The sequence below is a fragment of the Brevundimonas sp. FV1ye4L genome, from assembly GCF_058681255.1.
In genome coordinates this window covers 851319-875200 of the sequence record NZ_CM178734.1, presented here as the reverse complement: position 1 = coordinate 875200, position 23882 = coordinate 851319, and the positions used below count along the sequence as shown (strand labels likewise).

Sequence of the window (23882 nt, the reverse complement as noted above, 5' to 3'; positions counted from 1 at the left end):
CAGGACTAGAACAGGCGACATGATCGCCGCTCTGTTCACCGCCCTGGTCCTTCAATCCGCGCCGCCGCTGGCGGCCATGGTCCCCGCGCGGGACGACCGTATCAGCACCGCCGCCCAACGGGAGGCGGACGAAGCGGCGGCGACCCTGGATCGGATGCACCAGGCGGCGGCGGATGCGGACGGCGCAACCTATTTCGCCCAGTTCAGCGACGGCGCACGGTTTGTCGGGACCGACGCCTCGGAGCATTGGGATATTGGGGCGTTCAAAGCCTATGCGGAACCGATATTCGCGCGGGGGCAGGGGTGGACCTATCGGCCGTATGACCGGACCCTGATCATCTCGGGCGACTTCGCCTGGTTCGACGAGAAGCTGGAGAATGACTCCTATGGCGCGCTGCGGGGATCCGGGCTGCTGAGGCGGATCGGGCCGGGCGAGGTCTGGAAGATCGAGCAGTATGTGCTCAGTTTCACGGTGCCGAACGACAAGGCCAAGGCGGTCGTGGACGTGATCAAGTCCGCCGCTGCCGACTGATGGATTTCCATGAAGAGGCCTTCGTCCTGTCGGCACGCAGCCATGGCGACACCGGCGCCGTGGTGGACCTGCTGACCGAGAACCACGGGCGGCGCGCGGCCTATGTGGCGGGCGGGGCGTCGCGGAAGATGAAACCTTTCCTGCAAGCCGGGGCGCGGGTCGTCGCCGACTATCGGGCGCGGACGTCGGATCATCTGGGCGGGGCGCGGTTGGAGCCGGTGGGCGAGGGGCCCAGCGCCCTGTTCGATGACGCCCTGGCCCTGACCGGTCTGGCGGCGGCGGCGGGGGTGGCCCAGGGCGCCCTGCCCGAGCGCGAGCCGCATCCGGGGGTGTTTCTGGCCTTTGAAGCCTTGATGGGGGCCTTCGCCCTGCCGGACGTCTGGCCGGCCATCTTCGTGCGGTTCGAGGCGGGGCTGCTGGAGGACCTGGGCTTCGGGCTGGATGTGTCGAAGTGCGCGGCGACCGGGACGGCGGACGAGCTGATCTACGTCAGTCCCCGCACCGGGCGGGCGGTCAGCCGCGAAGCCGGCGCCCCCTATGCCGACAAGATGCTGACCCTGCCGCCCTTTATGCTGGGGGCGCAGGCCGGGCTGGTCGAGGGCGACGTCAAGGCGGGGTTCGACCTGACCGGGCATTTCCTGGAGCAGTTCGTCTTCCACCCTCAGAACAAGCCCTTGCCGCCCGCGCGGGTGTGGATGCTGGACAAGCTGGCCGAGACGGGGCGGCTGTAGAGCGCCGCCCCGTCTGCCGGCTCAGGCGGAGGCTATGGATTTTGCCAGACCATGCTGGCGATTCCGATCTCGTGGCCAGCGGTGTAGGTGATGGTGAAGCCTGCGAGCTGTGCAAGTTGGGCCTCCGATTCCGGCGAGAAGAAGATGCCGAGGACCATCCGGTGCGCCGGATTCAAGCCCATTCCCAGGTCGCCATGTAGCTTATAGGCGTCATAGCGAAGTCCGTTGACGAAGCCGTCCCAGTTCTGGAGGGACTCGCATTTCATCTCGACGACGATTTCGTCTGCGGGCGCGTTCAAGAAGGGATCGTTGACCAGGAAGTCGGCGCGCGTGTTGTCGGGATAGGCGCGGGGTTCACGCATGATCCAGGCCTCCGGCGCCGAAGCGTTGACGCAGGCGGCGATCTCGGCCTGGGCCCAGGCCTCCCAGCCGCCGTTCAGGGGCCAGACGGTGCTGATTCGGTTGACGTTGGCGTTCGCCCAGCCCTGGACCAGGGTGAGGAAATCACGGGTGGAAAGCGGCATTGGACCAGGTCTCCGATGAGGGGCCGGCTTCACCGCCGGCGGTTGAGTGGGCGAGCGGGCGGCGCCAGGCGCGAAGGGCTCTTGCCGCGTCGCCTTGGCGGCGAGGCTGAGGAGCAGCAGGTCGAAAGCGGTCCCCATGGATGACACCTCCCTGGTCTGTCGGCAGGGCGGGATGCCATGACCCCGCGCCTGGATCGCCCGAGGAGGATGACGGTGGGCGGCGCGATCCGTGAACGGGCATGGAAAAAGAAAATCAACCAAGAGTAGTTCACATCCGTCGAGTTCGGACGTCATGCCGCGGCGGGAGGCTGGCGCCCGCCGCGCCCACCCCTGGAGGACGACCATGGCCGAGGCGAAGACGACCGACAAACCGGCGGACAAGGCCACGGAAGGCTCAACGGCGCGCCTGGGCGACTTCGAGGACGTCATGAAGCTGATGCTTGAGCTCAGCAACAACCCGGCGACCGCCCCGACGGCGGAAGCGGTAGCCAACACCCTGCTGACCGTCATCGGCTCGGGGCCGAGCTTCGCGGCGATGCAGAGCCTGGTGGCCGCCAATCAGGCCAGCGGCATGATGTACCACAACGCCGTCGCCAATCAGCAGACCACCAATATCCTGAGCATGGTCGCCACCATGAACTGCGTCCAGGCCCTGATGGACAAGCCGTCGGTGATCCCCTGGCCGGATCTGGGGCCGCGTCGCGAGGAGGCGTTCGAATGAGCCCGCAGACGAGACGTGAGAAGCGCGAAGACCGGCGGGAGCCCGACTTCTGCCGCGAGGAGCCCCTGCTGCTGTGCGCCGGGGCGGGCATCTGCCAGGCCAGCATGATCACCATCATGGCCTCGGCGGACGCCTTCGCCGCCCGGTTGGCGGCGTCCACCCATCATGCGGCGGAGCTGGCGACGCTGCAGACGCGCCACCTCGCCGCCAGTCTGGCGGAGATGCAGCCGCTGCGCGCGGCGGCGCCGGTGGGGGTCGGTCTGGCCGCGCCTGCAGCGTTCGCGGCGCACGCCGTGTCCCAGGTCCGCCAGGAGGCGCCGTCGATCTTCTACGGTCCGCCGGTCGTCACCTGAAGAATAGGAAAGGGGGGGCTTCGTCATGACAGACACCGTCAATTCGCAGATCACCGACGCCGTCACCCAGACCAACGTCAAGGTGCTGGGCGAAGGCCCGGCCGAGGCCGTGGCCATTTCGGTCCAGGCTGTGGCCCACGCCACCAGCCTGTCAGTCGAAAACGCCAGTCAGGCCCAGGGGGGGATGCAGCAGATCAACAATGCCGCAGTCGGCGCTCTGATCGCCAAGATCCTCGAAATTCCGGCCTGAGCCATGGCCTATCCGACTCCCGTCAACAGCCAGATCACCGATGCGGTGACGCAGCAAAACCTGATGGTCCTGGGCGCCGCCTCGACCATCGCCATGGGCTCGATCTACCAGAGCGCCGCCCATTCCATGTCGATCGCCTTCGAGAACGCAGTCCAGACGCAGCGCCAGGCGTCGATCTGCGCCCAGGCGGCGACCAACCAGGGGGTCATGCAGGTCTATGAGATGGGAAGCATGGTCTCGGCCCTGGCCACCACGCGGATCGCCCACAAGGCGCCCCCATCGAACAGTCTGGAAAACGCACTTGTCCTGCTTGTCGCCCTCAAATTGCTGAAACTCTAGAACGTCAGGATCTGAACCATGGCCGCCGACACGCCCGTCAACTCGCAGGTCACCGACGCGGTCACCCAGACCAACGTCAAGGTGCTGGGCGAAGCGCCGGCCCAGTCCATGGCGCTGGTCTATCAGAGCATGGCGCATTCGATCTCGCTGGCCATGCAGAATGCGCAACAGGCGCAAGGCGGCCTCCAGCAGATCGGCAACGCCGTGACCTCAAGCGCCGTCACCATGATCATGAACGCGGCGCAGAAATAAGCGCCAGGCCTGAAGAGAAAGCCGCTCCGCCGTGACCGATGCCGTCAACAGCCAGATCAAGGACGCCGTCCAGACCTCGACCAACTGGGCGCTGGGATTCGCGACCCTGGACGAGGGCACGCCGGCCAGCTCCACGCGGGTCTCGGCCGGGGGCGTCATCGCCTATGACAAGGCCACCCAGGCCGCCGCCCTGTCGGTCCAGGACGCCGCCGATTACCAGCGCAATGTCCTGTCGATCAGCACGGCCGTCCAGGGCAAGGCCATGGCGATGATGCTGGCCTCGGGCGGGATGAACGAGCCGGCCCTGATCGCCTACGCCATGGCCCTGGTCAGTTCGTTCGCGGCGCCCATCGCGGCGGGGCTGGCGGCGGAGTCCGTCACCAAGGCCGTCCAGACCTTCCCTAGAAGCTGAACCCAGAACCAAGGAGCATGCCATGTCCAGTTTGACGGTGTTGAAGACCAGCGAAGCCGAGGCTGTTGTTGAAGAGGCCCAGGCGCTGGAGCGGGAGACGCGGGCCGACACCGAGGCGTGGCTGAACGCCGCCGCCGACCTGTCGAATGCTGAGCGACTGGAAGACAGTCAGGCGCGGTACCAGGAGTTGCGCGACGCCGCACAGAGGGTGGTCGCGCTGCTTTATCGCATTCAGGAGCCGATGCTGGCCGATCCCTATGCGCCCCTGGCGGCCGCCGAGATGGACAAGGCCAAGGCGCTGCTGGCGGATATCGAGGGGGGCGAACTGGTCGAGAAGGTCTCGCTCGTCCCGGCTTCGTCGGACAAGGAATGAGCCGGAAAAGGGGGCTTGCCATGGCCGAAGAACAGCCCGCAGCGCCGGCTGAGCCGGGGACGCCAGAACCCGTCAAGGATCCCGTCGTCCTGGCGGCGCAACGCATGGTCGTCGAGATGTTCAGCATGGCCGCCAAACAGATGCCTGACCTGATGAAGGCGCAGGTCCAGGGCCAGGCGCCGAACCAGGCGGCGGCCAGCGCCGAGGTTCAGAAATTCACCGAGGGCATGCTCTCTCAGTTGCAGGCCCAGGTGACGCGGGCGCTGGGCGTGGCGCCCGAGACCAAGGGAGACAAGACGTGAGCGACGCCCATGGCGCGGCGGGCCGCCACCTGTATGATTCCATCTCGGAGCAGAAGAATTCGGTGGTCGACAGTTTCGCCGATCAACGCACCGTGCTGAAGCGGGCTGTGGCCGAACAGCGGCTGGCCGCAATGCCGGAAGACATGCGACGCGCCGAGATGGGGCCGTCGGCCCAGGTCAGTCTCGAGATTGTCGAGGCCTTGCAGAAGATCATCGCCCGCGAGGTGACCCGGCAGCTGGATCTGGCCATCTGCGCCATGATCGAACGGAGCAAGGCGGAGGCTCCAGCCGCACCCACCGAAACCTAAGGCCGCAATGCGGACCGGGGCTTTCAGCAGATCGCCCAATGAAAAGGCCGCCGGAGCGATCCGGCGGCCTTTTTGTCGTCCAGGCGGCTTCAGATCAGAAGCGGAAGCTGGCCCGCAGCAGAAGCGAATAGCGGACATAGTCCTCGAGCAGTTCGGCGTCCCCGGTCAGGGACAGCATGCCCAGGTCGTTGCCCAGGTTCAGGCGGAAACCGAGGATCAGACCGCCGCCCTCGACCGAGTCGGGCGACAGGGTGAAGTCCGGCCCGCCGCTGGCGAAGCGGGCGATGGTCTCGCCGGCGTCGACCGAGAGATTTTGACGATAGCCGATGCGCAGTTCGGGGCGGATCCAGCCGTCGCGGCCAAAGCCGTAGCCCACATTCATCGCCGCGACAGCGGAGAAGATGTGGCTGTCGCGCGAATCGATGTCGAGGTCGAAGCCGTCGCCGCCGCCGCTTTCGGTGCGGGAGCCTTCCGACAGGTGGAAGAACTCGGCATAGACTTCGGGGCGCACGTTCAGGCGGCCGTAGTTGCGTTCATACGAGGCGCCGCCGGCCGCGGCGGCGGTCCAGCCGTGCCAGTCGGAGGTGTTGTTCAGATAGACGCCGTCGGCGACCAGGGAGCGGTCGGCGCTGAAGCTGGCGTAGCCGCCGGCTGCGCGGGCCCAGGTCGTCCAGTACTGGCCCTGGGCGCGCCAGTAGAGGCCCAGTTCCAGCAGATTGGCGGACAGGATTTCCTCGGCCTCGGCTTCGGGATCCTCGATGTCCGAGGAGGTGAAGGCGGCGGTGACGCCAAAGGCGCCGACGCTGGTGCCCTTTTCGACGCCGCCGGCGACGCCGAAGCCTTCCGAACGGAAGCCGTAGGAATCGGTCTTGTCCTTGTCGGCGTAGAAGTTGATCTCCTGGACCCAGGCGCTGGTTTCGCCCGGAGCGGCGGAGGCGTTGCGGCCCGTCAGGGCGCGCGTCACGGCGTCGACGCCAGCCGACAGGGACATCAGCGGACCGCCCGAGTGATCGGGGAGCATCTGCTCATAGACGTTGGCGAAGTCCTCGCGGGTCGTCTGGCTGAGGAACAGGTTCTGCAGCGTCGTGTTGTCGCCGAGGGCGGCGTAAACCGCGTCGAAGGCCGAAGCCTCGACCGGGATCAGCCCGGCTTCCTGGGCGGTGCGACGGCGGGCGTCGATATAGACCTTCCCAGCGGCGGTGTCGGTCCCGGCCGAGACGACATAGAGGTAGGGCGAGTTCTCGCCCAGCAGGGTCTGGTCGATCGTCCCGACGGTCAGCGAACCCGCGGTGATGACGTCGAAGCGTGCCGGGTCTTGCAGCAGGGTCGCGAAGCGGACGCCCAGTGCGGCGCCGGTCGCGATATTGGCCGCGCCGCTGACATTGAAGCCGCCGGCGTTGTTCGCCGCCGGATCGACGGTGAGCACCAGAGTGCCGTCCGCCCCGACGTTCAGACTGGAGATATTGGTGGCTGTGGTCTGGTTGGCGAACAGGGAGCCGTTCGTCACATTGAGCGACAGCCCGGCCGCATTGGTGATCGCGCCCGAAATCGCGGCGCCGCCGGTGATGTTCATCGTGTCGGCGCCGCCGCCGAACGAGATGTCGCCGATGATGGTGCCGTTCTCGACGTTCAGGGTGTCGCCGCCCGAGCCAAGCCGGATCGCGCCGACCATCGCGGGTTCAGCGCTGTCGGGCACGCCGTCCTTGTCGGTGTCGGTCGCGGTGCTGCCGGCGGCGGCCGCTATGCCGTACTGACGGAAGACCACCCCGGTGGTGTTGGCCGACAGGTCGACGGCTATGGCGTCGCCGTCCACCGCGGTGGTGTCGGTCGTGTCCTGGGTTCTGCCGACTGCGATCGTGCCGGCGTTGGTGAACTGGGTCACGCTTCCCGACGCGTCCCGAACGGCCACGGCGTCGCCGTGATTGCCGGTGAAGGCCGAGGTGATGAGGCCCGTGTTGGTCACGGAGGCGACATTGGCGCCGGCCCCGATCAGCACCCCGGTCGCGGTCGTGGCCGTATTACCGGAGCCGCCGGCCTGGATCGTGCCGGTGTTGGAGAGGGCAGGGGCGCTGACATTGGCGCCGACCCAGACGGCGGTCGCATCGGCCTTGGATGCAGAGGCGGAGATTGTGCCTTCGTTCCTGACGCCGCCAGCGACGGTGACGGCTTGGCCGCCGGCCACGCCCAGCTGCAAGGCGCGCGCTTCAATACCGGCATAGACGCCCGAGCCGCTTATGGCTCCTCGGTTGATCAGGCCGTAGGCGGCGTCGCCTGTGCCGACAGCGCCCAGGGTGACAGTGTTGGTCGCCGAGCCGATCAGAAGGGCGGGAGCGCCGCCCAGCGAGGTCAGGGAGGCGGTCGTCTCGCTGGTGTCCAGAATGCCGTCGCCGTCGCGATCGGTGTCGTCGCGGTTCTTGACGCCGTCGCCGTCGTTGTCTTCGTCGCCGTTCTTGACGCCGTCGCCGTCGTCATCGCCCTCGATGCCGGCAGAGCCGTAGGTCGGACCGGTGTCCAGCAGCACGCCGCCGTTGATGTCTGCGGCCACCCGGACGGCCGGGCCGCCTTGCAGCAGGTCGTCGGCGTCGAGGTCCTCGAGATAGAGGGCGGACTCCGACACCGTTCCCGATGTCGGTTTTGCGGACGGCGCGGTGGTGTAGCGATAGCCGGTCGTGGTCACGGCCGAGTGAATCTTCAGCGCGCCGCCCACGTCGCCTTCGATCGACACCCCGGTCGCGCCTGCGCCCGTCGCGGTGATCGAGCCGGCCAGATCGACATTGCCCGACACTGCGCCCGTGGTGCGAAGGCCGACCGTGCCGTCGCCCAACACGCGGACGGTGCTGAGGCTTTGCAGCCGGCCGTTCAGGTCTGTCTCGACCGCCAGGCCGTAGCTGTTGTTCCCCTCGACGGTGATCGCGCTGGTCGGTTCAAGGGTGATGTTGCCGGTGAAGGCGGAGGGGCCGGCGACGCGCACGCCATAGCGGCCCGTTCCGGTCGCAAAAGGCCCGTCGATATCGCCGTCGCCGTCTGTGTCCTTGTAATCCGCGTCTTCGAGCGAATCGGTGATGGAGATCGAGCCGCCCATAGCGAGCGATCCGGTGTTTCCGCCGTTGATGAGAATGCCGGTCGCGCCATCGGCCGACTTGGCCATGGTGATGGAGCCGCCGCTATCGACGTCCAGCGTATTGTTCGAATTCAGCGTCATCGCGGCGCCGGAGGTGACGGCGATCGAGCCGCCGCTGGCGATCCGAACGTTGTCGGCCGCCGTGCCGGTGGCGTTGGAGGTCTGGATCGGCGTGGTGCGAGCAGTCGAGACGACGACCTCAGCCTGAGCGCCCGTCACAGCCAGCAAGGGAGCGATCGCTACAGCGGTCGCGAGCAGAATACGCATTCGGAAGAAAACCCCTGGTGGCCACGCGATCACGAACAAGGCGGTCCATTACAGGATCGACGCCAACCTTGCTCAACTTTATCGAATTTGAGGCGAATGCAAGGCCGTGTTCAGCATGTTGCGGTTCCGCGTCGGGCGTGAAGCCTTGTGAAACGTCCCGTTTTGCGGGGCGTTGCGGCGGGTGCGGAAGGATTTCCGACGCGGCTATTGAGCTTTGCCACGCCGGGGTCTAGGGGCGGAAGCATGGTCAAACGCGTTTCACGACGACGCATCCAATCCACGCCCTTCGGCGTTGGCGAGCCCAGACCAGACGAGAACCTCTTCATGACACTGACCGACCTCGACGTTCACGAAAGCGAGCTCCGGCTGATTCCCGGACTGGACGTCGAAGTCGCGGACACGCTGCGGGCGCTTAAGCTGGCGGCGATGGATGATCGGCCCCGGCTGGTGGACAGCACCATGTTGTATGCGCCGCGTTCCGGCGGGGTGAAACGCTATCTGCTGTCGAAGAAGGCCTGGATCGAGGCCAACCGGCCGGGGGTCAGTCATTCGCTGATCGTGCCGGGCGCGCGGCACAAGGCGCGGACCGACGGGATCGTGCAACTGCGGGCGACGAAACTGCCGTTCGGGGACGGCTATCGTTGGCCCAGCTCGGTCAAGCGCTGGAGCGCCTGGGTGGCGGCCATGAAGCCGTCGATCATCGAGGCGGGCGACCCCTATACGCCGGGGCAGGGCGCCCTCGAGGCGGGACAGCGCGTCGGATGCCCCGTCGTGGGGTTCTGTCACTCCGATCCGGCCAGCCTGGCGGCCCTGCATTTCGGCGAATGGGCCAAGAAGCCGGTCGAAAAGCGCTGGGCCCGTCTGTTCTCCCAGTTCGACCGGGTGGTTTCGCCGAGCCGATTCATTGCGAGGCGTCTGGAAGAAGCGGGGGTGAACAATATCGTCATCCGGCCGTTGGGCGTCGAGATAGACACCTTCCGGCCTGAGCGTCGCGACCGCCAATGGCTGTTGAAGCAACTCGGCCTGGGCGAGGACGCCCGGCTGCTCTGCTTCGCCGGTCGTCCGGCCAAGGAGAAGAACGTCGATATCCTTATCGAAGCCGTCCAGAAGCTGGGCGCGCCCTATCATCTGGTGCTGGTCGGCGCCGGGTCGGGCATGCCGGACGAGGATCGGGTGATTTCGATGCCTTATGAGAAGGATCCGAAAGCGGTGGCCCGGATCATCGCCAGCTGCGACGCCTTCGTGCACGCTAACGACAAGGAGCCCTTCGGACTGATCGTGCTGGAGGCCATGGCCTGTGGTCGTCCCGTGGTCGGGGTCAACGCCGGCGGCGTGGCCGAGACGGTCGATGAGTCGGTGGGGCAGTTGGCGGCCAGCGCCGAGGCCGGCGCCTATGCCGAGGCGGTCGAAGCCCTGTTTGCGCGGGACATCGAAGCCATCGGCCGGGCCGCGCGGGAAAAGGCCGTCAATCAGTTCGCCTGGAATCGGGTCTTCGAGGACCTGTGCATGGTCTATGGCGAGCTGACGGGCGAAGCCGCTTTCGTGCAGCCTGACGAGGCCTTCGCCGTTCACTGAGGCCAGCGCGAAAATCCAGGAAATGAGGCGCTGTCTTCCACTCGTCAGAGAGCGGGGGCGCGCCACTTCTTTGTCTGTAAGAAGTGGCGCGAGTGACGGGGCTCGAACCCGCGACCTCCGGCGTGACAGGCCGGCACTCTAACCAACTGAGCTACACCCGCGTTATCTGCGTCGAAACTTTTGAGTTGTTTCGAAAACTTTAGAGGGAAGGCGGTAGCGCCACTCTGTCTATTTCTAGAAAGAGTGGCGCGAGTGACGGGGCTCGAACCCGCGACCTCCGGCGTGACAGGCCGGCACTCTAACCAACTGAGCTACACCCGCGTTTCCCGGCCGAAGCGACTGTGCGCCCCGGCGAGGGGCGTCGTTTAGGCGGGCTGACCCATCGCGTCAAGCGGCCTTTTCCGAGAAAGACCGACCATGCGGCACGATAGGCTGTGGAGAAGATTCCGCCGGTCGCGCCAACCCCCTGTATGCGTCGCTCACAAGCGGGCGTCCGGCCATTGTCGCGGGTTCTCAAGGCCAAGGAGACAAGGGCATTTACTTAGATTGCTCGTCCAGCCTTCACAAAAAGCGAAACCACCCGTTTAGGTTGCATGGGTGGGCTGTGGCCGTGTTTGCAATGGCCGTCGGACAACCGCCCAGGGGGAGGCGGAGGCCGAGGAGCGAGCCTGTTCAGGCTTGGCGGTCTTCTTCACGGGAAGGGGAATGACGCCATGACCATCGTCCCGCTGTTTCCAGATTGGAATGCGGAGAAGGGCGAGCAGGCGAATTCTGCGGAGCCTGTGGCCGGGCCCGCGCGTCCGTCTAGAGCCTATGGACCATCGCGGCGTTCGCCCTCGCCGGTGGAGGTTCTGGCCAGGGCGGGCGGAGGAGGGCGTGGGCGGTCTGTGACGCCTGCCGAGATCATCGCGCAGTCGCTGGATCGCCGACCTTCGCTGGACCAATTCTGGGTGGTGTGGATGGCGCATCAGAATGGTCTGCGGCAACGGAGCCTTCGCCTCAGCGGCGGCAATCGCGCCGACGCCGAGGATGCGTTGAGCGCGGCCATGGTCCGGGCCGCCCAGGCCTTCGACCGACAGCCGATCCAGAATCCGGGCGCCTGGTTGGTGCGCATCCTGCACAACACCTGCATGGACCAGCACCGCCAGAACGCCAGCCGGGTTCCGATCAAGACTGAGGATGATGATCTGCCGCCGCCGTCGGCGGCCGCCTGGGCTGCGGCTGAGCCCTCGCCGGAGGAGGTCTTGTCTCAGCAGGAGAGCGACGCCGCCTGGGGACGGGCGATGAGGGCCCTGCCGGCGAGCCTGGTCGAGCCGCTGAAGCTTCATCTGGACGACTGGAGCGACGAGCAGATCGCCGCCCATCTGAACATCAGCCGCGAACTGGTCAGAAAGCGACGTCAGCTGGCCCGCAAACAGCTGCGGCTTCTGCTGGATATCTAGCCGAAGGTGAAGGCGAAGACCTGGGCGCCCGGATCGAGGAATTCGATCTCGAAGGTGCGTTCCCGCACCGGGCCGGATTGCCGCACCAATTGATACAGGCGCTGCCCGTCGATGCGCCCCATGCCCTCGGCGTCGATGTCAGACCCGGCGGCGGCGCCCGGCGCCTGACCATCGATCAGGACGCGGAACCTCGGCGCTGAGCCGGCGGCGCCGGGCGCCATGACCAGATGAAGATCGCGCGCCTTGAAGCGGAACGAGACCCTGCCGCCGGCGGCCGTCAGTTCGGCGTGTTCTCGGGTCACGCGCCAGGGGCCGGTCAGGCTCCAGTCGTTGAGGGCCAGCGGACGGGAGGCATAGGTCTTGACCGCATCCCGGGCGAACCCGCCGGGTGAACGGAAGTTTTCTGCGCGGGCATAGCCGACATAGGTTTCGGGCGAGCCGAGCTGGCTCATGTCTGCGGCGGCTTCAGCGCCCTGGGCCTGGATCTGGACCACGTCCGCAGCGACGTCGGCGGCGCCCGCCTCCTTGAGCAGTTGCTGGATGACCCGTTCGGAGCCGTCGTAGTCGCCTTCGCCGAAATGGTGGTGGCGGATGCGACCCTGGGCGTCGATGAAATAGTGAGCGGGCCAGTACTGATTCTTGAAGGCGCGCCAGATGGCGAAGTCGTTGTCCATGGCGACCGGATAGTCGACGCCCAGGCGGCGGACCGCGTCGCGGACGTTGGCCTCGGACTTCTCGAAGGCGAACTCGGGCGTGTGGACGCCGATGACGACCAGGCCCTGATCCTTGTACTTCTCGGCCCAGGCGCGGACGTAGGGCAGGGCGCGCAGGCAGTTGATGCAGGAGTAGGTCCAGAAATCGACCACCACGACCTTGCCGCGCAGCTGTTGCGGGGGCAGGGGCGGGGAGTTGATCCAGGTGGTGGCGCCAGTCAGGGGCGGCATGGTCCCCTCGATCGGCAGATTGGCCAGGTCCGCCGGCGCAGCGTTCGTCGGCACGCCGCGACCGATCCCGCTCAGCAGCGCCTGTTCCAGACGGCCCGTGCTTCCAGCGGAAATCCGGGTCAGCAGGCCCGTGTCCAGGCCCAGGCCGATGGCGACCACACCGATCAGGACCAGAGCGCCCAGGCCCCGGCGCACCCATTCGCCGACGCCCAGCGCGCCCTTCATGGCCTTGAACACCCGTCCGCCGACCAGCAGGGCCAGAGCCAGTGAGGTGGCGGCGCCCGCCGCATAGGCCAGCAACAGCACGGTCGAGCCCACGCCAGCGCCTTGCAGGGCCGCGCCGGTCAGGATGACGCCCAGAATCGGACCCGCGCAAGGCGCCCACAGCAGGCCGGTGGCCACGCCCAGCAGCAAGGAGGCGCGGACGTCGCCCTGATCGCCCGCGCCGCGCTCGACGCGGTCGGTCAGCCAGGAGCCGGCCGCCACGAACGGGCGCATCAGCCGATCTCCGATGGAGGGCACGAGCAGGCTGAGGCCCAGGACGGCCATGACCGCGAGCGCGATCCAGCGGCCGACCTCATTGGCGCGCACGGCCCAGCCGCCGCCCAGGGCCGCCAGGGTCGCCACCCCGGCGAAGGTGACGGCCATGCCGACCAGCAGAGGCAGGCCGTTGCGGACGAACGGCCGGCCGGCGCGGGCGAAGACGAAGGGCAGGACCGGCAGGATACAGGGGCTGACAATGGTCAGGGCGCCAGCGAGATAGGAGAGCAGGAACAGGATCATGAAGGCGGGCCTGACGTGACGGGGGTCACTCACATACGAAGCGGGGAGGCGTTCGGTTACCCTTCGGCGTACGATCTCCCACAGATAGACGCCCTGTCCCTGCTCGAACGGGCTAGACTTCGCGCTTCCGATCCCCGATTCGCTGGCCCATGACGATCCACGCTCCGCCGCCGGAAGGCGGCCGTATCATCGACGAGCCGATGGAGACGGCCCTCAGCCGTCGCTATCTGGCCTACGCCCTGTCGACCATCACCAACCGCGCCCTTCCCGATGTTCGGGACGGGTTCAAGCCCGTGCACCGGCGCATCCTGTACGCCATGCACCAGATGCGGCTGAACCCGCAGGCGGCGGCGCGCAAATGCGCCAAGGTCGTCGGCGAGGTGATGGGCGGATACCACCCGCACGGCGACGCCTCGATTTATGAAGCCCTGGTGCGTCTGGCCCAGGATTTCGCCCAGCGCTATCCACTGGTCGACGGGCAAGGCAACTTCGGCAATATCGACGGCGATAGCGCCGCGGCCATGCGCTACACCGAGTGCAAGCTGACCCCGGCGGCCGTTCTGCTGCTGGACGGGATCGACCAGGACTCGGTCGATTTCCGCGCCACCTATGACGACCAGGACGAGGAGCCGGTGGTTCTGCCGGCCGGATTCCCCAATCTGCTGGCCAACGGCTCGTCCGGCATCGCCGTAGGCATGGCGACTTCGATCCCGCCGCACAATGTCGGCGAACTGATCGACGCCTGTCAGATGCTGCTGGACCGGCCCGAGACGACGACGGCTGAACTGGTGCAACTGGTGCCGGGGCCTGACTTCCCGACCGGCGGGGTCGCCGTGGAGGGCCACGCTTCGATCCTGGACGCCTATGAGACGGGCCGGGGCGGCGTGCGGTTGCGGGCGCGCTGGGAGACTGAGGACCTGGGGCGCGGCGTGTGGCGGATCATCGTCACCGAGATGCCGTACCAGGTGCAGAAGTCGCGTCTGATCGAGGCGCTGGCAGACCTGATCGAGCACAAGAAGGCGCCGCTCCTCGGGGACGTGCGCGACGAGTCGGCGGAAGACATCCGCCTGATCCTCGAGCCCAAGAACCGCACCATCGAGCCTGAGATGCTGATGGAGAGCCTGTTCAAGCTGTCTGATCTGGAAGTCCGCTTCCCGATCAACATGAACGTGCTGGACGCCGACGGCACGCCGCGCGTCATGGGGCTGAAGGCCTGCCTGAGGGCCTTCCTGGATCACCGGCGCGAGGTCCTGAACCGACGTTCGCAATGGCGGATCGCGCGGGTCGAGAAGCGGCTGCACCTGTTGGAAGGCCTGCGCATCGTCTTCCTCAACATCGACGAGGTGATCCGCATCGTCCGCGAGGAGGAACAGCCCAAGGCCGTCCTGATCGCGCGCTTCGGCCTGACCGAGGTCCAGGCCGACTTCATCCTCGACACCCGGCTGCGTCAGTTGGCGCGTCTGGAAGAGATGACGATCGAGAAGGAGTTCAAGGAGCTTTCGGAGGAGCTGGCCAACCTGCAGGCCCTGACGTCGTCGGAAGGCAAGCAGTGGAAGGCGATCTCCAAGGAGCTGGAGGCGGTGCGCAAGGCGCTGATCTCGCCGCGCCGGACGACCATCGCCGACGCTGTGGACACGAGCGCATTCGTGGCGCCTGAGGCCTTTATTCCGCGTGAGGCGATCACGGTCATCCTGTCAGAACGGGGCTGGATCCGCGCCGCTAAGGGCAAGGTCGAGGATCCGTCGGAGCTGAAGTTCAAGGAAGGCGACCAGCTGGCCTATCTGGTGCCGGCCTATACGACCGACAAGCTGCTGGTCGGGGCGTCGGACGGACGGATCTTCACCATCGGGGCCGATAAGCTGGCGTCCGGTCGCGGGCATGGCGAGCCGCTGCGCCTGATGATCGATCTGGACGAGAAGGCCGAGATCATCAATCTGCTGGCGCACCAGCCGGGCGGGAAACTGCTGATCGCCTCCAAGGCCGGCTATGGCTTCATTGCGCCGGAAGACGACACCCTGGCCCAGAAGCGGGGCGGCAAACAGGTGCTGAACGGCGACATGCTGGCCATGCTGCGGATTCCGCAAACGCCGACGGCCGACCACGTCGCGACGATAGGCGAAAACATCAAGACCCTGATCTTCCCTCTGGACGAACTGCCCGAGATGGGACGCGGCAAGGGCGTGCGGCTGCAGAACTTCAAACAGGGCGGCCTGGCCGACGTGACCGTGTTCAACGCCGAACAGGGGCCGGAATGGGCCGACGGCGGCGGACGGCGTCGCAACTGGCCGGACTGGAAGGACTGGCTGGGCAAGCGCGCCGGGGCCGGACGTCAGGGGCCGCGGGGCTTGCGGAAGTTCAGGTAGGGTTTGGCCTCTCTCCCCGGTCGGGGAGGGAGAGGCGGTCGCCTAGTCTTCCAACCTAGACCAGCCGAGCTTGCCGAGCACTTCCATGGGGCGGAAGTCGGCCTTGTAGTCCATCTTTTCCGAACCCCGGACCCAGTAGCCCAGATAGACGTAGGGCAGGCCGACCTGGGCGGCCTGGCGGATATGGTCCAGGATGGCGAACCGGCCCAGGCTGCGGCGGTCCAGGCGAGGGTCGTAGAAGCTGTAAACCATCGACAGACCGTCCTTCAGGAGGTCCGTCAGGGTGACGGCGACCAGGTCGCCGGGACCGCCGTCGTCGGAGGCCAGACGATATTCGATCAGGTGCGTGCGGACGGCGGTGTCCTCGACCATGGCGACATAGTCGAGCCAGCCCATGTCGCTCATGCCGCCGGTCGGGTGGCGGGTGGTCAGGTAGCGGCGCAGCAGCTGAAACTGTTCGGTCGTGGCCTCGGCCTCGACCAAGTCGCGCGACAGGTCGGCGTTGCGGGCCAGGACCTTGCGCTGGGACCGGCTGAAGGCGAACTCGGGCACGGGCAGACGCACAGAGACACAGGCGTCGCAGGCCTCGCAAGCCGGGCGATAGGCGATGTTCTGGCTGCGGCGGAAGCCGGCCAGGGTCAGCTCGTCATTGACGTGGGCGCCGTCGGAGAAGGGCAGGTTGGCGAATACTTTTCGTTCGGTCTTGCCCGGCAGATAGGGACACGGCGCGACCGAGGTCATGAAGAACCGGAGTTGTCGTGTCGGAACGTGCTGGGTCACGGCTCTATGTCCGCACCCGAACAGGCCAAAAATACGACGGTCGAAGGCTCATGCCTGGATTTGCCGTCATTGACGGCCCGGCCGCAAGCGCCTGGGCGCCACAGCCGCACACGATCACAGCGAGGTGTCCATCGGCAGGACCGGCGCCTCTCGCAACAGGACGATGGCGATACGGCGATTGCCTTGCAGCGTGGGGTCGTCGGGGTAGAGGGGGTCGGAACCCGCCTTGCCGGCGACCGAATAGACCCGGTCGGGGTCTACGCCGGCGTTCTGGAGCACCAGTCGAGACCCGTTGGCGCGTTCCGAGGAAAGGGCCCAGTCAGCGGGGGCGCTGGCGCGGTTGGAGCCGGGCGTTGCGCTGGTGTGGCCGGTGATGGAGATGCGGTTCGGCAGTTGGTTGATGACCTTGGCCACGGCGCGCAGCAGGACCTGGGCGCGCGCGTTCGGCCGACCCGAGTTGTTGTCGAACATCGAGCGGCCCTCCTGATCGACCAGCTGGATGCGCAATCCTTCGGGCGTCTGGTCGACGATCAGCTGTTTCGACAGCTCGGCCAGTTCCGGCATCGACTGCATGGCCTGGCGAAGAGACTCGGCGGCGCTGGCGAATTCCTCAGACTCACGCTTCTTGATCTCGGCCTGGAGCGCGGCTTCGCTGGCGCTCGAAAGATCACTGCTGGACCCCGGGTTGGTGGCGTCGGCCGGGGCCTCGGGCGCGAGTTGTTCGATCACCGACTGCGAGCCCGAGCTCTTGGGACCGTCGTCGCCAAGGGCGGTGCCGCCCAGGATGCCGCCCGACCCCGACGTGGTCTCGGATACGCTGGCGGGGGCGAAGTAGTCGGCGATGCCCTTCTTCTGTTCTGGGTCGGTCGTATTGATCAGCCACATCAGCAGGAAGAAGGCCATCATGGCGGTCACGAAGTCCGCATAGGCCACCTTCCAGGCGCCGCCGTGGTGGCCGCCGCCGGACACCTTCTTGACCTTTTTGATGAGGATCGGACGATCGCTCACGGACATGGACGCACCCCGGGAATTTCCTGACCCAATGTGAGGCCCCAAGGTTAACCGTGCGTTGATCCGAGGCGAGCGGCTTGAACGCCCGCCCGACGCGGCCTAGTCCGGGCCTGAACCAAGGAGCCTGTCATGAAGATCGCATTCGCCGGCCTGGGCGTCATGGGCGCCCCCATGGCGCGTCATCTGGTGCAGGCCGGCCATGATGTCGTCGGCTTCAACCGCACGACCGCCAAGGCGCAGACCTGGGCCGAGGCGACGGGGGGGCGGTTCGGCGAGACTGTCGCCGAGGCGGCGCAGGCGGTCGATCTGTTCATTCTGTGCGTCGGCAATGACGACGACGTGCGCGCGGTCGTGACCGAGGCCCTGCCGCATCTGGCCGAGGGGGCGGTGATCGTCGATCACACCACGACCTCCGCCAAGCTGGCGCGCGAGATGGCGTCATTGGCGGCCGAGCGGGGGCGCGCCTTCGTCGACGCCCCGGTGTCGGGCGGCCAGGCGGGGGCGGAGAATGGTCAGCTCAGCGTCATGGCGGGCGGAGACGCCGAGGCCCTGGCCAGGGCGGAGCCGGCGCTGAAGGCCTATTCGAAGGCGATCAAGCATATGGGACCGGCGGGGTCGGGGCAGCTGACCAAGATGGTCAATCAGATCGCCATCGCCGGCGTGGTTCAGGGTCTGGCCGAGGCGGTGCATTTCGCCCAGGTGGCGGGCCTGGACACCGACGCCGCCTTTGACGCCGTGTCCAAGGGCGCGGCCCAGAGCTGGCAGATGGACAATCGCTGGAAGACGGCGGCCAGGGGCGAGTTCGAATTCGGCTTCGCCGTCGACTGGATGCGTAAGGATCTGGGGCTTGTGCTGGACGAGGCGCGGTCGAACGGCGCGCGTCTCGCCGTGACCGCCCTGGTCGACCAGTTCTACGCCGAGGTGCAGGCCATGGGCGGCAATCGGTGGGACACTTCCAGCCTGGCGGCGCGGCTCCAGTCGCGCGACTGACGGGCTATAGGCGTCGATACATGAGGTGGAGCCCGACCAGACCGTGCGCGGGATGGTCGAAGGCTTCGGGGACTGTGGCGAGGGTCTCGAAGCCGAGTGACTTCCATAGGGCGACGGCGATGGTGTTGGTCTCGACCACGGCGTTGAACTGCATGGACCGGAAGCCGGCGTCGCGGGCGAAGTCCAGCGCCGCCTCGCCCAGGCGCCGGGCGACGCCACGGCCGCGCGCCTGGGGGGCGACCATGAAACTGCCGTTGGCGACATGGGCGCCGTTGCCGGGACGGTTCGGGACGATTTTTGCGGCGCCGATCACCCGTTCGTCCTCGACGGCGACCAGGACGCCGCCGGGCGGGGGCGGCGTCCAGAGGGCCCTGGCGACCGTCTCGCTCATGTCGAGCGGATAGGCGTAGCTGTCGCCGGCGCGGGTCACGCCTTCGATGATCGGCCAGAGATCCGGCCAATCATCGTCCGTCGCCAGGCGGATGTCGGGAACGGAAATCAGGCGGCCTCCCAGCCCTTCTCGACGGCCCAGACGGCGAAGGCGTAGTCGTGGGCGACTTCCTTCAGATAGTCGAACCGGCCGGCCGCGCCGCCGTGCCCGGCTTCCATATTGATCTTCAGCAGCACCGGCTTGCCCGAGGTGGTCGCGGGTCGCAGCTTGGCGACCCATTTCTCAGGCTCCCAATAAGTGACGCGGGGGTCGGACAGGCCGCCGGTCGCCAGGATGGCCGGATAGGCCTTCGGGCCCACCTGATCATAGGGGCTGTAGCTCATCATATAGTCGTAGGCCTCCGGATCCTCGATCGGATTGCCCCACTCGGGCCATTCGGGCGGGGTGAGGGGCAGGGAGGTGTCGCTCATGGTGTTGATGACATCGACAAAGGGCACCTGGCCGATGACGCCGGCCCACAGGTCGGGCCGCATATTGTTGACCGCGCCCATCAGCAGACCGCCGGCCGACCCGCCCTGGGCGACGATGTTCCCGGCGGCGACATATTTGCCTTCGATCAGGTGTTCGGCGGCCGCAATGAAGTCGGTGAAGGTGTTCTTCTTCGTCATCCGGCGGGCGTCCAGGAACCAGCCCCAGCCCTTGTCCGAGCCGCCCCGGATATGGGCGATGGCGTAGATCCAGCCGCGATCCACCAGAGACAACCGGTTGGTCGAGAAGCTGGCGGGCATGGGAATGCCGTAGGAGCCGTAGCCGTACAGTAGCAGGGGCGCCGAACCATCGACGGGCGTGGATTTGCGACGCAGCACTGTGACCGGCACCAGCTGTCCGTCCGAAGCGGGGGCGTTCAGCCGCTCGACCACATAGTCCGCGATATTGTGGCCCGACGGGATCTGCTGGGTCTTGCGCAGGGTCCGCGCGCGGGTCGCCATGTCGTAGTCGAAGGTCTGGGTCGGGGTGGACGGCGAGTTGTAGCTGTAGCGCGTATTCGTCGTCTCGAACTCGGAGGCGCCGGACAGCGACAGGGCGAAGGCGGGTTCGTCGACGGCGATCTCGTGCTCGGCGCCGGCGCGGTCGCGGATGATGATGCGGGTATTGGCGTCGGCGCGTTCCTGGCGAGCCAGGTGGTCCTTGGTCAGGTCCAGGCCTTCGATGTAGCGGCCGGGCGTGTGCGGCACGAGATCGGTCCAATGGGCCTTGGACGGGGTCGCGGTCGGCGCCTGGGCGATCTTGAAGTCGATGGCGTCGTCGGCGTTGGTCCGGATCACCCAGCGGTCGCCCCAGTGATCGACGTCGTAGCGGATGGCCACCACGCGCGGTTCCAGCACCACCGGCGCTGCTGTCGGGGTGGAGGCGGGGATGTAGCGGGCCTCGGAGGTCTCCTGGTTCTGGATGCTGATGACGATGAACTGGTCGTCGGCGGTGCGGCCGACGCCGATGAACATGCCGTCGTCTTCTTCCTGATAGACCAGGGTGGTCTCGCCGCCGCGTGCGGGGCGGCGGAAGATCTTGTCCGGCCGGCCGTTGTCGTCGCGGTTGGTCCAGAAGATCCACTGGCTGTCGGGCGAGAAGGTGAAGTCGCCGTTCGAATTCTCGATGGGGTCAGGCAGGACGGCGCCGGTCGCCAGATCCTTCACATAGATCTTGTGCACCTCTGACCCCTGGGCGTCCTCGGCATAGGCGAACAGGGCGTGGTCGGGGCTGTGAGAGGCGGCCGAGACTTCGGAATAGGCCTTGCCCTTCGCCAGTTCGTTGGCGTCCAGAAGCAGTTGGGGCGTGGGGGCCATGACGAAGTTTTTCGTCACCGGCTGACCGTTCACCATCCATGTGCCCTGGCGTTCGACCCGCATGTAACGGGGATGCTGGTCGCCAGTGCGGTACTCGACGAAGTAATTCCAATCGCCGTCGGCGGCGGGAACGGAGCTGTCGTCTTCCTTGATGCGGCCGCGCATCTCCGCGAACATCGCCTCCTGCAACGGCACGGTGGAGGCCATCATGGCTTCGCGGTAGGCGTTTTCGGCGGTCAGATGCTCCTTGACCTCGGCCTTGATCAGGGTCGGATCTTTCAGCACGGCCTGCCAGTTGTCGTCCTTCATCCAATGATAGTCGTCGGTCCGGGTGCGCCCCAGCTGTTCGATGACGAAGGGGATCTTCTTGGCGACAGGAGGTTGAGGCATCGAGGTTCCGGCAGGTTTGGCGGGCATAGCAAAAGCGGGGGCAAAGGCGGGGGAGGCCGCAGCGGCGGCTGTCGCGGCCGTGGAAAGGATCAACTGGCGACGGTTCATAGGCTAGGCCCCCTTTATTCGGATGACCGGAGCTTGTGCGTGGCCTATGGCCGACGTCAAATGAAGAAAAGCCGGGGAAGTGCTTTCCATTGATGTTCGACCTTCAGACTCAGCCGACGCCCTATGTCGAGGCGGCTCAGACCGAACGCCGTCCGGCGTGGGACCTGACAGTATCGCTGATCAACGCGACGGTTCAGATCGACCAGCCCACCGGAGACGGGACGCGGACGGTGGGGACCGGTTTTCTGCTGAACGCGCCCCGGCCGGACGGCACGCCGCGCATCGTCCTGGTGACGGCCGACCATGTTCTGAGCCGAATGCCGGAGGCCGAGGCGCGGATCGGCTGGCGAACGGAGCTGCCCGACGGCCGGTGGCGGTTCGACCCCCAGCCCCTGACGATCCGCGATACGGCGTCCGATCCGCTGTGGACCAAGCCGGAAGACCGCGATGTGGCGGTGATGGAGATCACGGCGCCCGAGGCCTTCGCCCGCGCCGCCATCCCGATGGCCTGGCTGGCCGACAAGGACACGTTCGATGCGGCTGAGGTCGGGCCGGGCGACGACATGCTGTCGTTGGGCTTTCCGCGCGGCCTGTCGGCCAACCGGGCCGGGTTCCCGATCCTGCGGGTGGGTCGGATCGCCTCCTGGCCGCTGACGCCGATCAGCGCCTTTCCGACCTTCCTGCTCGACTTCGCCGTCTTCCCCGGCAACTCGGGCGGACCGGTGTTCTGGACCCCGACCGTGCAGCGACAGGCGGATGTGGACAAGCCGATCCACCCCTATGTCGCCGGCGTGCTGACCCAGGAAGTCATCGTGCAGGAAGAACGGCTGGGGATCGGGGTGGTCGTCCATGCCGACTATATCCGCGAGGCGGTGGCCCTGCTGGATCAGAAGGCCGCGCCGGCGCCCTGAGGCGCCGGGCGCTCGCCGCCTCAGCCGGTCAGGGCTTCGGCGGTCAGGCGTTGCAACAGGTCTCCGCCCTGGCCCACGGCCGCGAGGCGGCTGGAGACATGGCCCAGGACGTTGGCGGCATAGACCTCGTACAGGTCCAGCTTGCCTTGCAGCCAGATCGGATCGCCCTCGCCGGCGTCCAGCCGCGCCTTGGCGGCCAGGGCCCCCTTGGCCAGCATCCAACCGCCGACCACGTCGCCCATCAGTTTGAGATAGGCGTCGGCGGCGGCCAGGACGTCGGCGGCGCCGTCCGCGTCGGCCTTGCGGTCAAGCAGCCACAGGGTGGCGTCCTGAACCGCCTCGATGCCCGTGGCGAACCGCTCGAGGGGCTTGCCGGAATAGAGTGCGCCCAGCTGCGTCAAGGTCGCCTTCATGTCGGCGATTACGGCCTTGGCCGCGTCTCCGCCGTCCATCGACAGCTTGCGGCCGACCAGGTCCATGGCCTGGATGCCGTTGGTGCCTTCGTAGATCGGCGCGATGCGGGCGTCGCGATAGTATTGGGCGGCGCCGGTCTCCTCGATGAAGCCCATTCCGCCGTGAATCTGGATGCCCAGCGAGGCGACCTCGCAGCCGACGTCGGTGGACCAGGCCTTGGCGATGGGGGTGAACAGGTCCTCGCGGGCCTTCCAGCGGCGGCGGTCATCCTCAGTTCCGGCGTGACGGGCCAGGTCGGCGGCGACGCCCGTCGACAGGCAGATGGCGCGGGCGGCGGAGGTCTTGGCCTTCATCACGCCCAGCATCCGGCGCACGTCGGGATGGTCGAAGATCGGAGCATTGGCCTCGCCGGTCCAGACCGAACGGCCCTGGCGACGGTCCAGCGCATAGGCGAGGGCGTGCTGATAGGCGCGTTCGGCGATGCCGACGCCCTCGACCCCGACGGCGAGGCGGGCGGCGTTCATCATCACGAACATATGGGCTAGGCCCTCGTTCGGACGGCCGACCAGTTCGGCGCGGGCGCCTTCATAGCTCATGACGCAGGTGGGAGAGGCGTGGATGCCCAGCTTGTGCTCGACGCCGACGGGGCGGAAGGCGTTGCGCTCGCCCAGGCTTCCGTCGTCGTTCACCGCGAACTTGGGCGTCAGGAACAGGCTGATGCCCTTGGGGCCCTTGGGCGCGTCAGGCAGACGAGCCAGCACCAGGTGGATGATGTTGTCGGTGGCGTCGTGATCGCCCCAGGTGATGTAGATCTTCTGGCCGTTCAGGGCGTAGGTGCCGTCGCCGTTCGGCGTCGCCGTGGTGATCAGCGATCCCAGGTCCGATCCCGCGCCCGGCTCGGTCAGGACCATGGCCCCGGTCCATTCGCCGCTGACCAGCTTGGTCAGATATTTGGCCTTCTGGTCCTCGGTCCCGACCTGGTCCAGCGCCTCGATCGCGGCGAGGGACAGCATGGGGCAGAGGCCGAAGGCCATGTTGGCGGAATGGACCGTCTCGAAGGCCGCCAGCTCAAGCGCCTTGGGCAGGGCCTGGCCTCCGACCTCGGCGGGGGCGGATAGGCCGGTCCAGCCGCCGGCGGCGAACTGGCGATAGGCGTCGGCGAATCCGGGCGCGGCAGTGACGGCGCCGTTCGCATAATGAGAGCCTTGCTGATCGCCGATGCGGTTCAGCGGAGCGAGCACCTCTTCGGAGAACTGGCCGGCCGCCTCCAGCACCGCCCCGGCGACATCGCTGTCGTAGTCCGGGAAGGCGCCGGTTGCGGAGACGTCGGCCATGCCGGCGATCGCCTCAAGGGTGAAGGCCAGGTCACGAACGGGGGCGCGGTAGCTCATGGGTTTCCTCGATCTGTCTTCAGGCCTAAGTGCCTGTTGGTCGCCTGTTCTAGCAAGCGA

24 protein-coding genes and 2 tRNA genes are annotated in these 23882 nt (G+C 67.0%); 16 read left to right on the top strand and 10 right to left on the bottom strand.

The genetic code is table 11. The features are described 5' to 3' along the window. Positions 1-19: 19 nt before the first annotated feature. Together ACW17X_RS04205 and recO are read left to right on the top strand one after the other, a co-directional pair. The gene (locus ACW17X_RS04205) at positions 20-532 is read left to right on the top strand and encodes a nuclear transport factor 2 family protein (RefSeq protein WP_492099800.1); all 513 of its coding nucleotides are present in this window, start codon (positions 20-22) and stop codon (positions 530-532) included. Then, positions 532-1263, top strand: coding sequence for a DNA repair protein RecO (gene recO, locus ACW17X_RS04200; protein ID WP_492099798.1), 732 nt, complete (start codon positions 532-534; stop codon positions 1261-1263). Before ACW17X_RS04205 ends, recO begins: the two co-directional genes overlap by 1 nt. A gap of 32 nt (positions 1264-1295) precedes the next feature. On the opposite strand, the gene ACW17X_RS04195 is transcribed toward recO, so the two are convergent. Continuing rightward, positions 1296-1787, bottom strand: coding sequence for a hypothetical protein (locus ACW17X_RS04195; RefSeq protein ID WP_492099797.1), 492 nt, complete (start codon positions 1785-1787; stop codon positions 1296-1298). 343 nt (positions 1788-2130) lie between these two features. On the opposite strand from ACW17X_RS04195, the gene ACW17X_RS04190 reads away from it, so the two are divergent. The 9 genes from ACW17X_RS04190 to ACW17X_RS04150 are packed head-to-tail and all read left to right on the top strand — an operon-like array spanning position 2131 to position 5097. Continuing rightward, positions 2131-2508 (top strand): RebB family R body protein, encoded by a 378-nt coding sequence (locus tag ACW17X_RS04190; RefSeq protein WP_492099796.1) that lies wholly within the window; start codon positions 2131-2133, stop codon positions 2506-2508. Further along, positions 2505-2861: a hypothetical protein gene (locus tag ACW17X_RS04185; protein WP_492099795.1), complete on the top strand. Its 357-nt coding sequence runs from the start codon at positions 2505-2507 to the stop codon at positions 2859-2861. Before ACW17X_RS04190 ends, ACW17X_RS04185 begins: the two co-directional genes overlap by 4 nt. A gap of 25 nt (positions 2862-2886) precedes the next feature. After that, positions 2887-3111 (top strand): RebB family R body protein, encoded by a 225-nt coding sequence (locus ACW17X_RS04180; RefSeq protein ID WP_267513027.1) that lies wholly within the window; start codon positions 2887-2889, stop codon positions 3109-3111. 3 nt (positions 3112-3114) lie between these two features. Beyond that, on the top strand, positions 3115-3450 hold the full coding sequence (locus ACW17X_RS04175) for a RebB family R body protein (RefSeq protein WP_492099794.1): 336 nt from the start codon (positions 3115-3117) through the stop codon (positions 3448-3450). Positions 3451-3468: 18 nt separating this feature from the next. Next, on the top strand, positions 3469-3702 hold the full coding sequence (locus tag ACW17X_RS04170; RefSeq protein ID WP_008262209.1) for a RebB family R body protein: 234 nt from the start codon (positions 3469-3471) through the stop codon (positions 3700-3702). Positions 3703-3733: 31 nt separating this feature from the next. Continuing rightward, on the top strand, positions 3734-4114 hold the full coding sequence (locus ACW17X_RS04165; RefSeq protein ID WP_492099793.1) for a hypothetical protein: 381 nt from the start codon (positions 3734-3736) through the stop codon (positions 4112-4114). 22 nt (positions 4115-4136) lie between these two features. Further along, complete coding sequence (locus ACW17X_RS04160) at positions 4137-4487, top strand: hypothetical protein (RefSeq protein WP_492099792.1); 351 nt, start codon at positions 4137-4139, stop codon at positions 4485-4487. Between the two features lie 20 nt (positions 4488-4507). Beyond that, positions 4508-4789, top strand: a complete 282-nt coding sequence (locus ACW17X_RS04155; RefSeq protein ID WP_492099791.1) for a hypothetical protein — start codon at positions 4508-4510, stop codon at positions 4787-4789. Continuing rightward, a complete protein-coding gene (locus ACW17X_RS04150) occupies positions 4786-5097 on the top strand; it encodes a hypothetical protein (RefSeq protein WP_492099790.1) in 312 nt (103 codons plus the stop codon). Before ACW17X_RS04155 ends, ACW17X_RS04150 begins: the two co-directional genes overlap by 4 nt. Positions 5098-5191: 94 nt before the next feature. On the opposite strand, the gene ACW17X_RS04145 is transcribed toward ACW17X_RS04150, so the two are convergent. Beyond that, entirely contained in the window at positions 5192-8485 is a 3294-nt protein-coding gene (locus ACW17X_RS04145; protein ID WP_492099789.1) for an autotransporter outer membrane beta-barrel domain-containing protein, read from the bottom strand. A gap of 324 nt (positions 8486-8809) precedes the next feature. On the opposite strand from ACW17X_RS04145, the gene ACW17X_RS04140 reads away from it, so the two are divergent. After that, complete coding sequence (locus ACW17X_RS04140; RefSeq protein WP_492099788.1) at positions 8810-10060, top strand: glycosyltransferase; 1251 nt, start codon at positions 8810-8812, stop codon at positions 10058-10060. Between the two features lie 84 nt (positions 10061-10144). On the opposite strand, the gene ACW17X_RS04135 is transcribed toward ACW17X_RS04140, so the two are convergent. Together ACW17X_RS04135 and ACW17X_RS04130 are read right to left on the bottom strand one after the other, a co-directional pair. Then, positions 10145-10221 (bottom strand) — tRNA-Asp (locus ACW17X_RS04135). 83 nt (positions 10222-10304) lie between these two features. Beyond that, positions 10305-10381: transfer RNA gene (locus ACW17X_RS04130), tRNA-Asp, on the bottom strand. Between the two features lie 392 nt (positions 10382-10773). Here ACW17X_RS04130 and ACW17X_RS04125 point away from each other — a divergent pair. Further along, positions 10774-11502 carry an RNA polymerase sigma factor gene (locus ACW17X_RS04125; RefSeq protein ID WP_492099786.1) on the top strand — a complete coding sequence of 243 codons (729 nt, stop codon included), beginning with the start codon at positions 10774-10776 and terminating at the stop codon, positions 11500-11502. Here ACW17X_RS04125 and ACW17X_RS04120 read toward each other — a convergent pair. Continuing rightward, the gene (locus ACW17X_RS04120; RefSeq protein WP_492099785.1) at positions 11499-13229 is read right to left on the bottom strand and encodes a cytochrome c biogenesis protein DipZ; all 1731 of its coding nucleotides are present in this window, start codon (positions 13227-13229) and stop codon (positions 11499-11501) included. The two genes, ACW17X_RS04125 and ACW17X_RS04120, sit on opposite strands and share 4 nt — an antisense overlap. A gap of 149 nt (positions 13230-13378) precedes the next feature. Between ACW17X_RS04120 and parC the strand changes: the two genes are divergently transcribed. Beyond that, positions 13379-15592: a DNA topoisomerase IV subunit A gene (gene parC, locus ACW17X_RS04115; RefSeq protein WP_492099784.1), complete on the top strand. Its 2214-nt coding sequence runs from the start codon at positions 13379-13381 to the stop codon at positions 15590-15592. 42 nt (positions 15593-15634) lie between these two features. Here the strand turns inward: parC and ACW17X_RS04110 are convergent, their stop codons facing one another. Together ACW17X_RS04110 and ACW17X_RS04105 are read right to left on the bottom strand one after the other, a co-directional pair. Further along, positions 15635-16372, bottom strand: a complete 738-nt coding sequence (locus ACW17X_RS04110; RefSeq protein ID WP_271166061.1) for an arginyltransferase — start codon at positions 16370-16372, stop codon at positions 15635-15637. A gap of 114 nt (positions 16373-16486) precedes the next feature. Continuing rightward, complete coding sequence (locus ACW17X_RS04105; RefSeq protein WP_492099782.1) at positions 16487-17386, bottom strand: flagellar motor protein MotB; 900 nt, start codon at positions 17384-17386, stop codon at positions 16487-16489. Positions 17387-17512: 126 nt separating this feature from the next. Between ACW17X_RS04105 and ACW17X_RS04100 the strand changes: the two genes are divergently transcribed. After that, positions 17513-18373 (top strand): NAD(P)-dependent oxidoreductase, encoded by an 861-nt coding sequence (locus ACW17X_RS04100; protein WP_492099781.1) that lies wholly within the window; start codon positions 17513-17515, stop codon positions 18371-18373. A gap of 4 nt (positions 18374-18377) precedes the next feature. Here ACW17X_RS04100 and ACW17X_RS04095 read toward each other — a convergent pair whose 3' ends face one another. Beyond that, on the bottom strand, positions 18378-18851 hold the full coding sequence (locus tag ACW17X_RS04095) for a GNAT family N-acetyltransferase (protein WP_492100432.1): 474 nt from the start codon (positions 18849-18851) through the stop codon (positions 18378-18380). Positions 18852-18871: 20 nt separating this feature from the next. Continuing rightward, a complete protein-coding gene (locus ACW17X_RS04090) occupies positions 18872-21106 on the bottom strand; it encodes a S9 family peptidase (protein WP_492099779.1) in 2235 nt (744 codons plus the stop codon). Between the two features lie 92 nt (positions 21107-21198). On the opposite strand from ACW17X_RS04090, the gene ACW17X_RS04085 reads away from it, so the two are divergent. Further along, on the top strand, positions 21199-22017 hold the full coding sequence (locus tag ACW17X_RS04085; protein ID WP_492099778.1) for a trypsin-like serine peptidase: 819 nt from the start codon (positions 21199-21201) through the stop codon (positions 22015-22017). Positions 22018-22037: 20 nt separating this feature from the next. On the opposite strand, the gene ACW17X_RS04080 is transcribed toward ACW17X_RS04085, so the two are convergent. After that, positions 22038-23822 (bottom strand): acyl-CoA dehydrogenase, encoded by a 1785-nt coding sequence (locus tag ACW17X_RS04080; RefSeq protein ID WP_492099777.1) that lies wholly within the window; start codon positions 23820-23822, stop codon positions 22038-22040. Positions 23823-23882 lie beyond the last annotated feature (60 nt).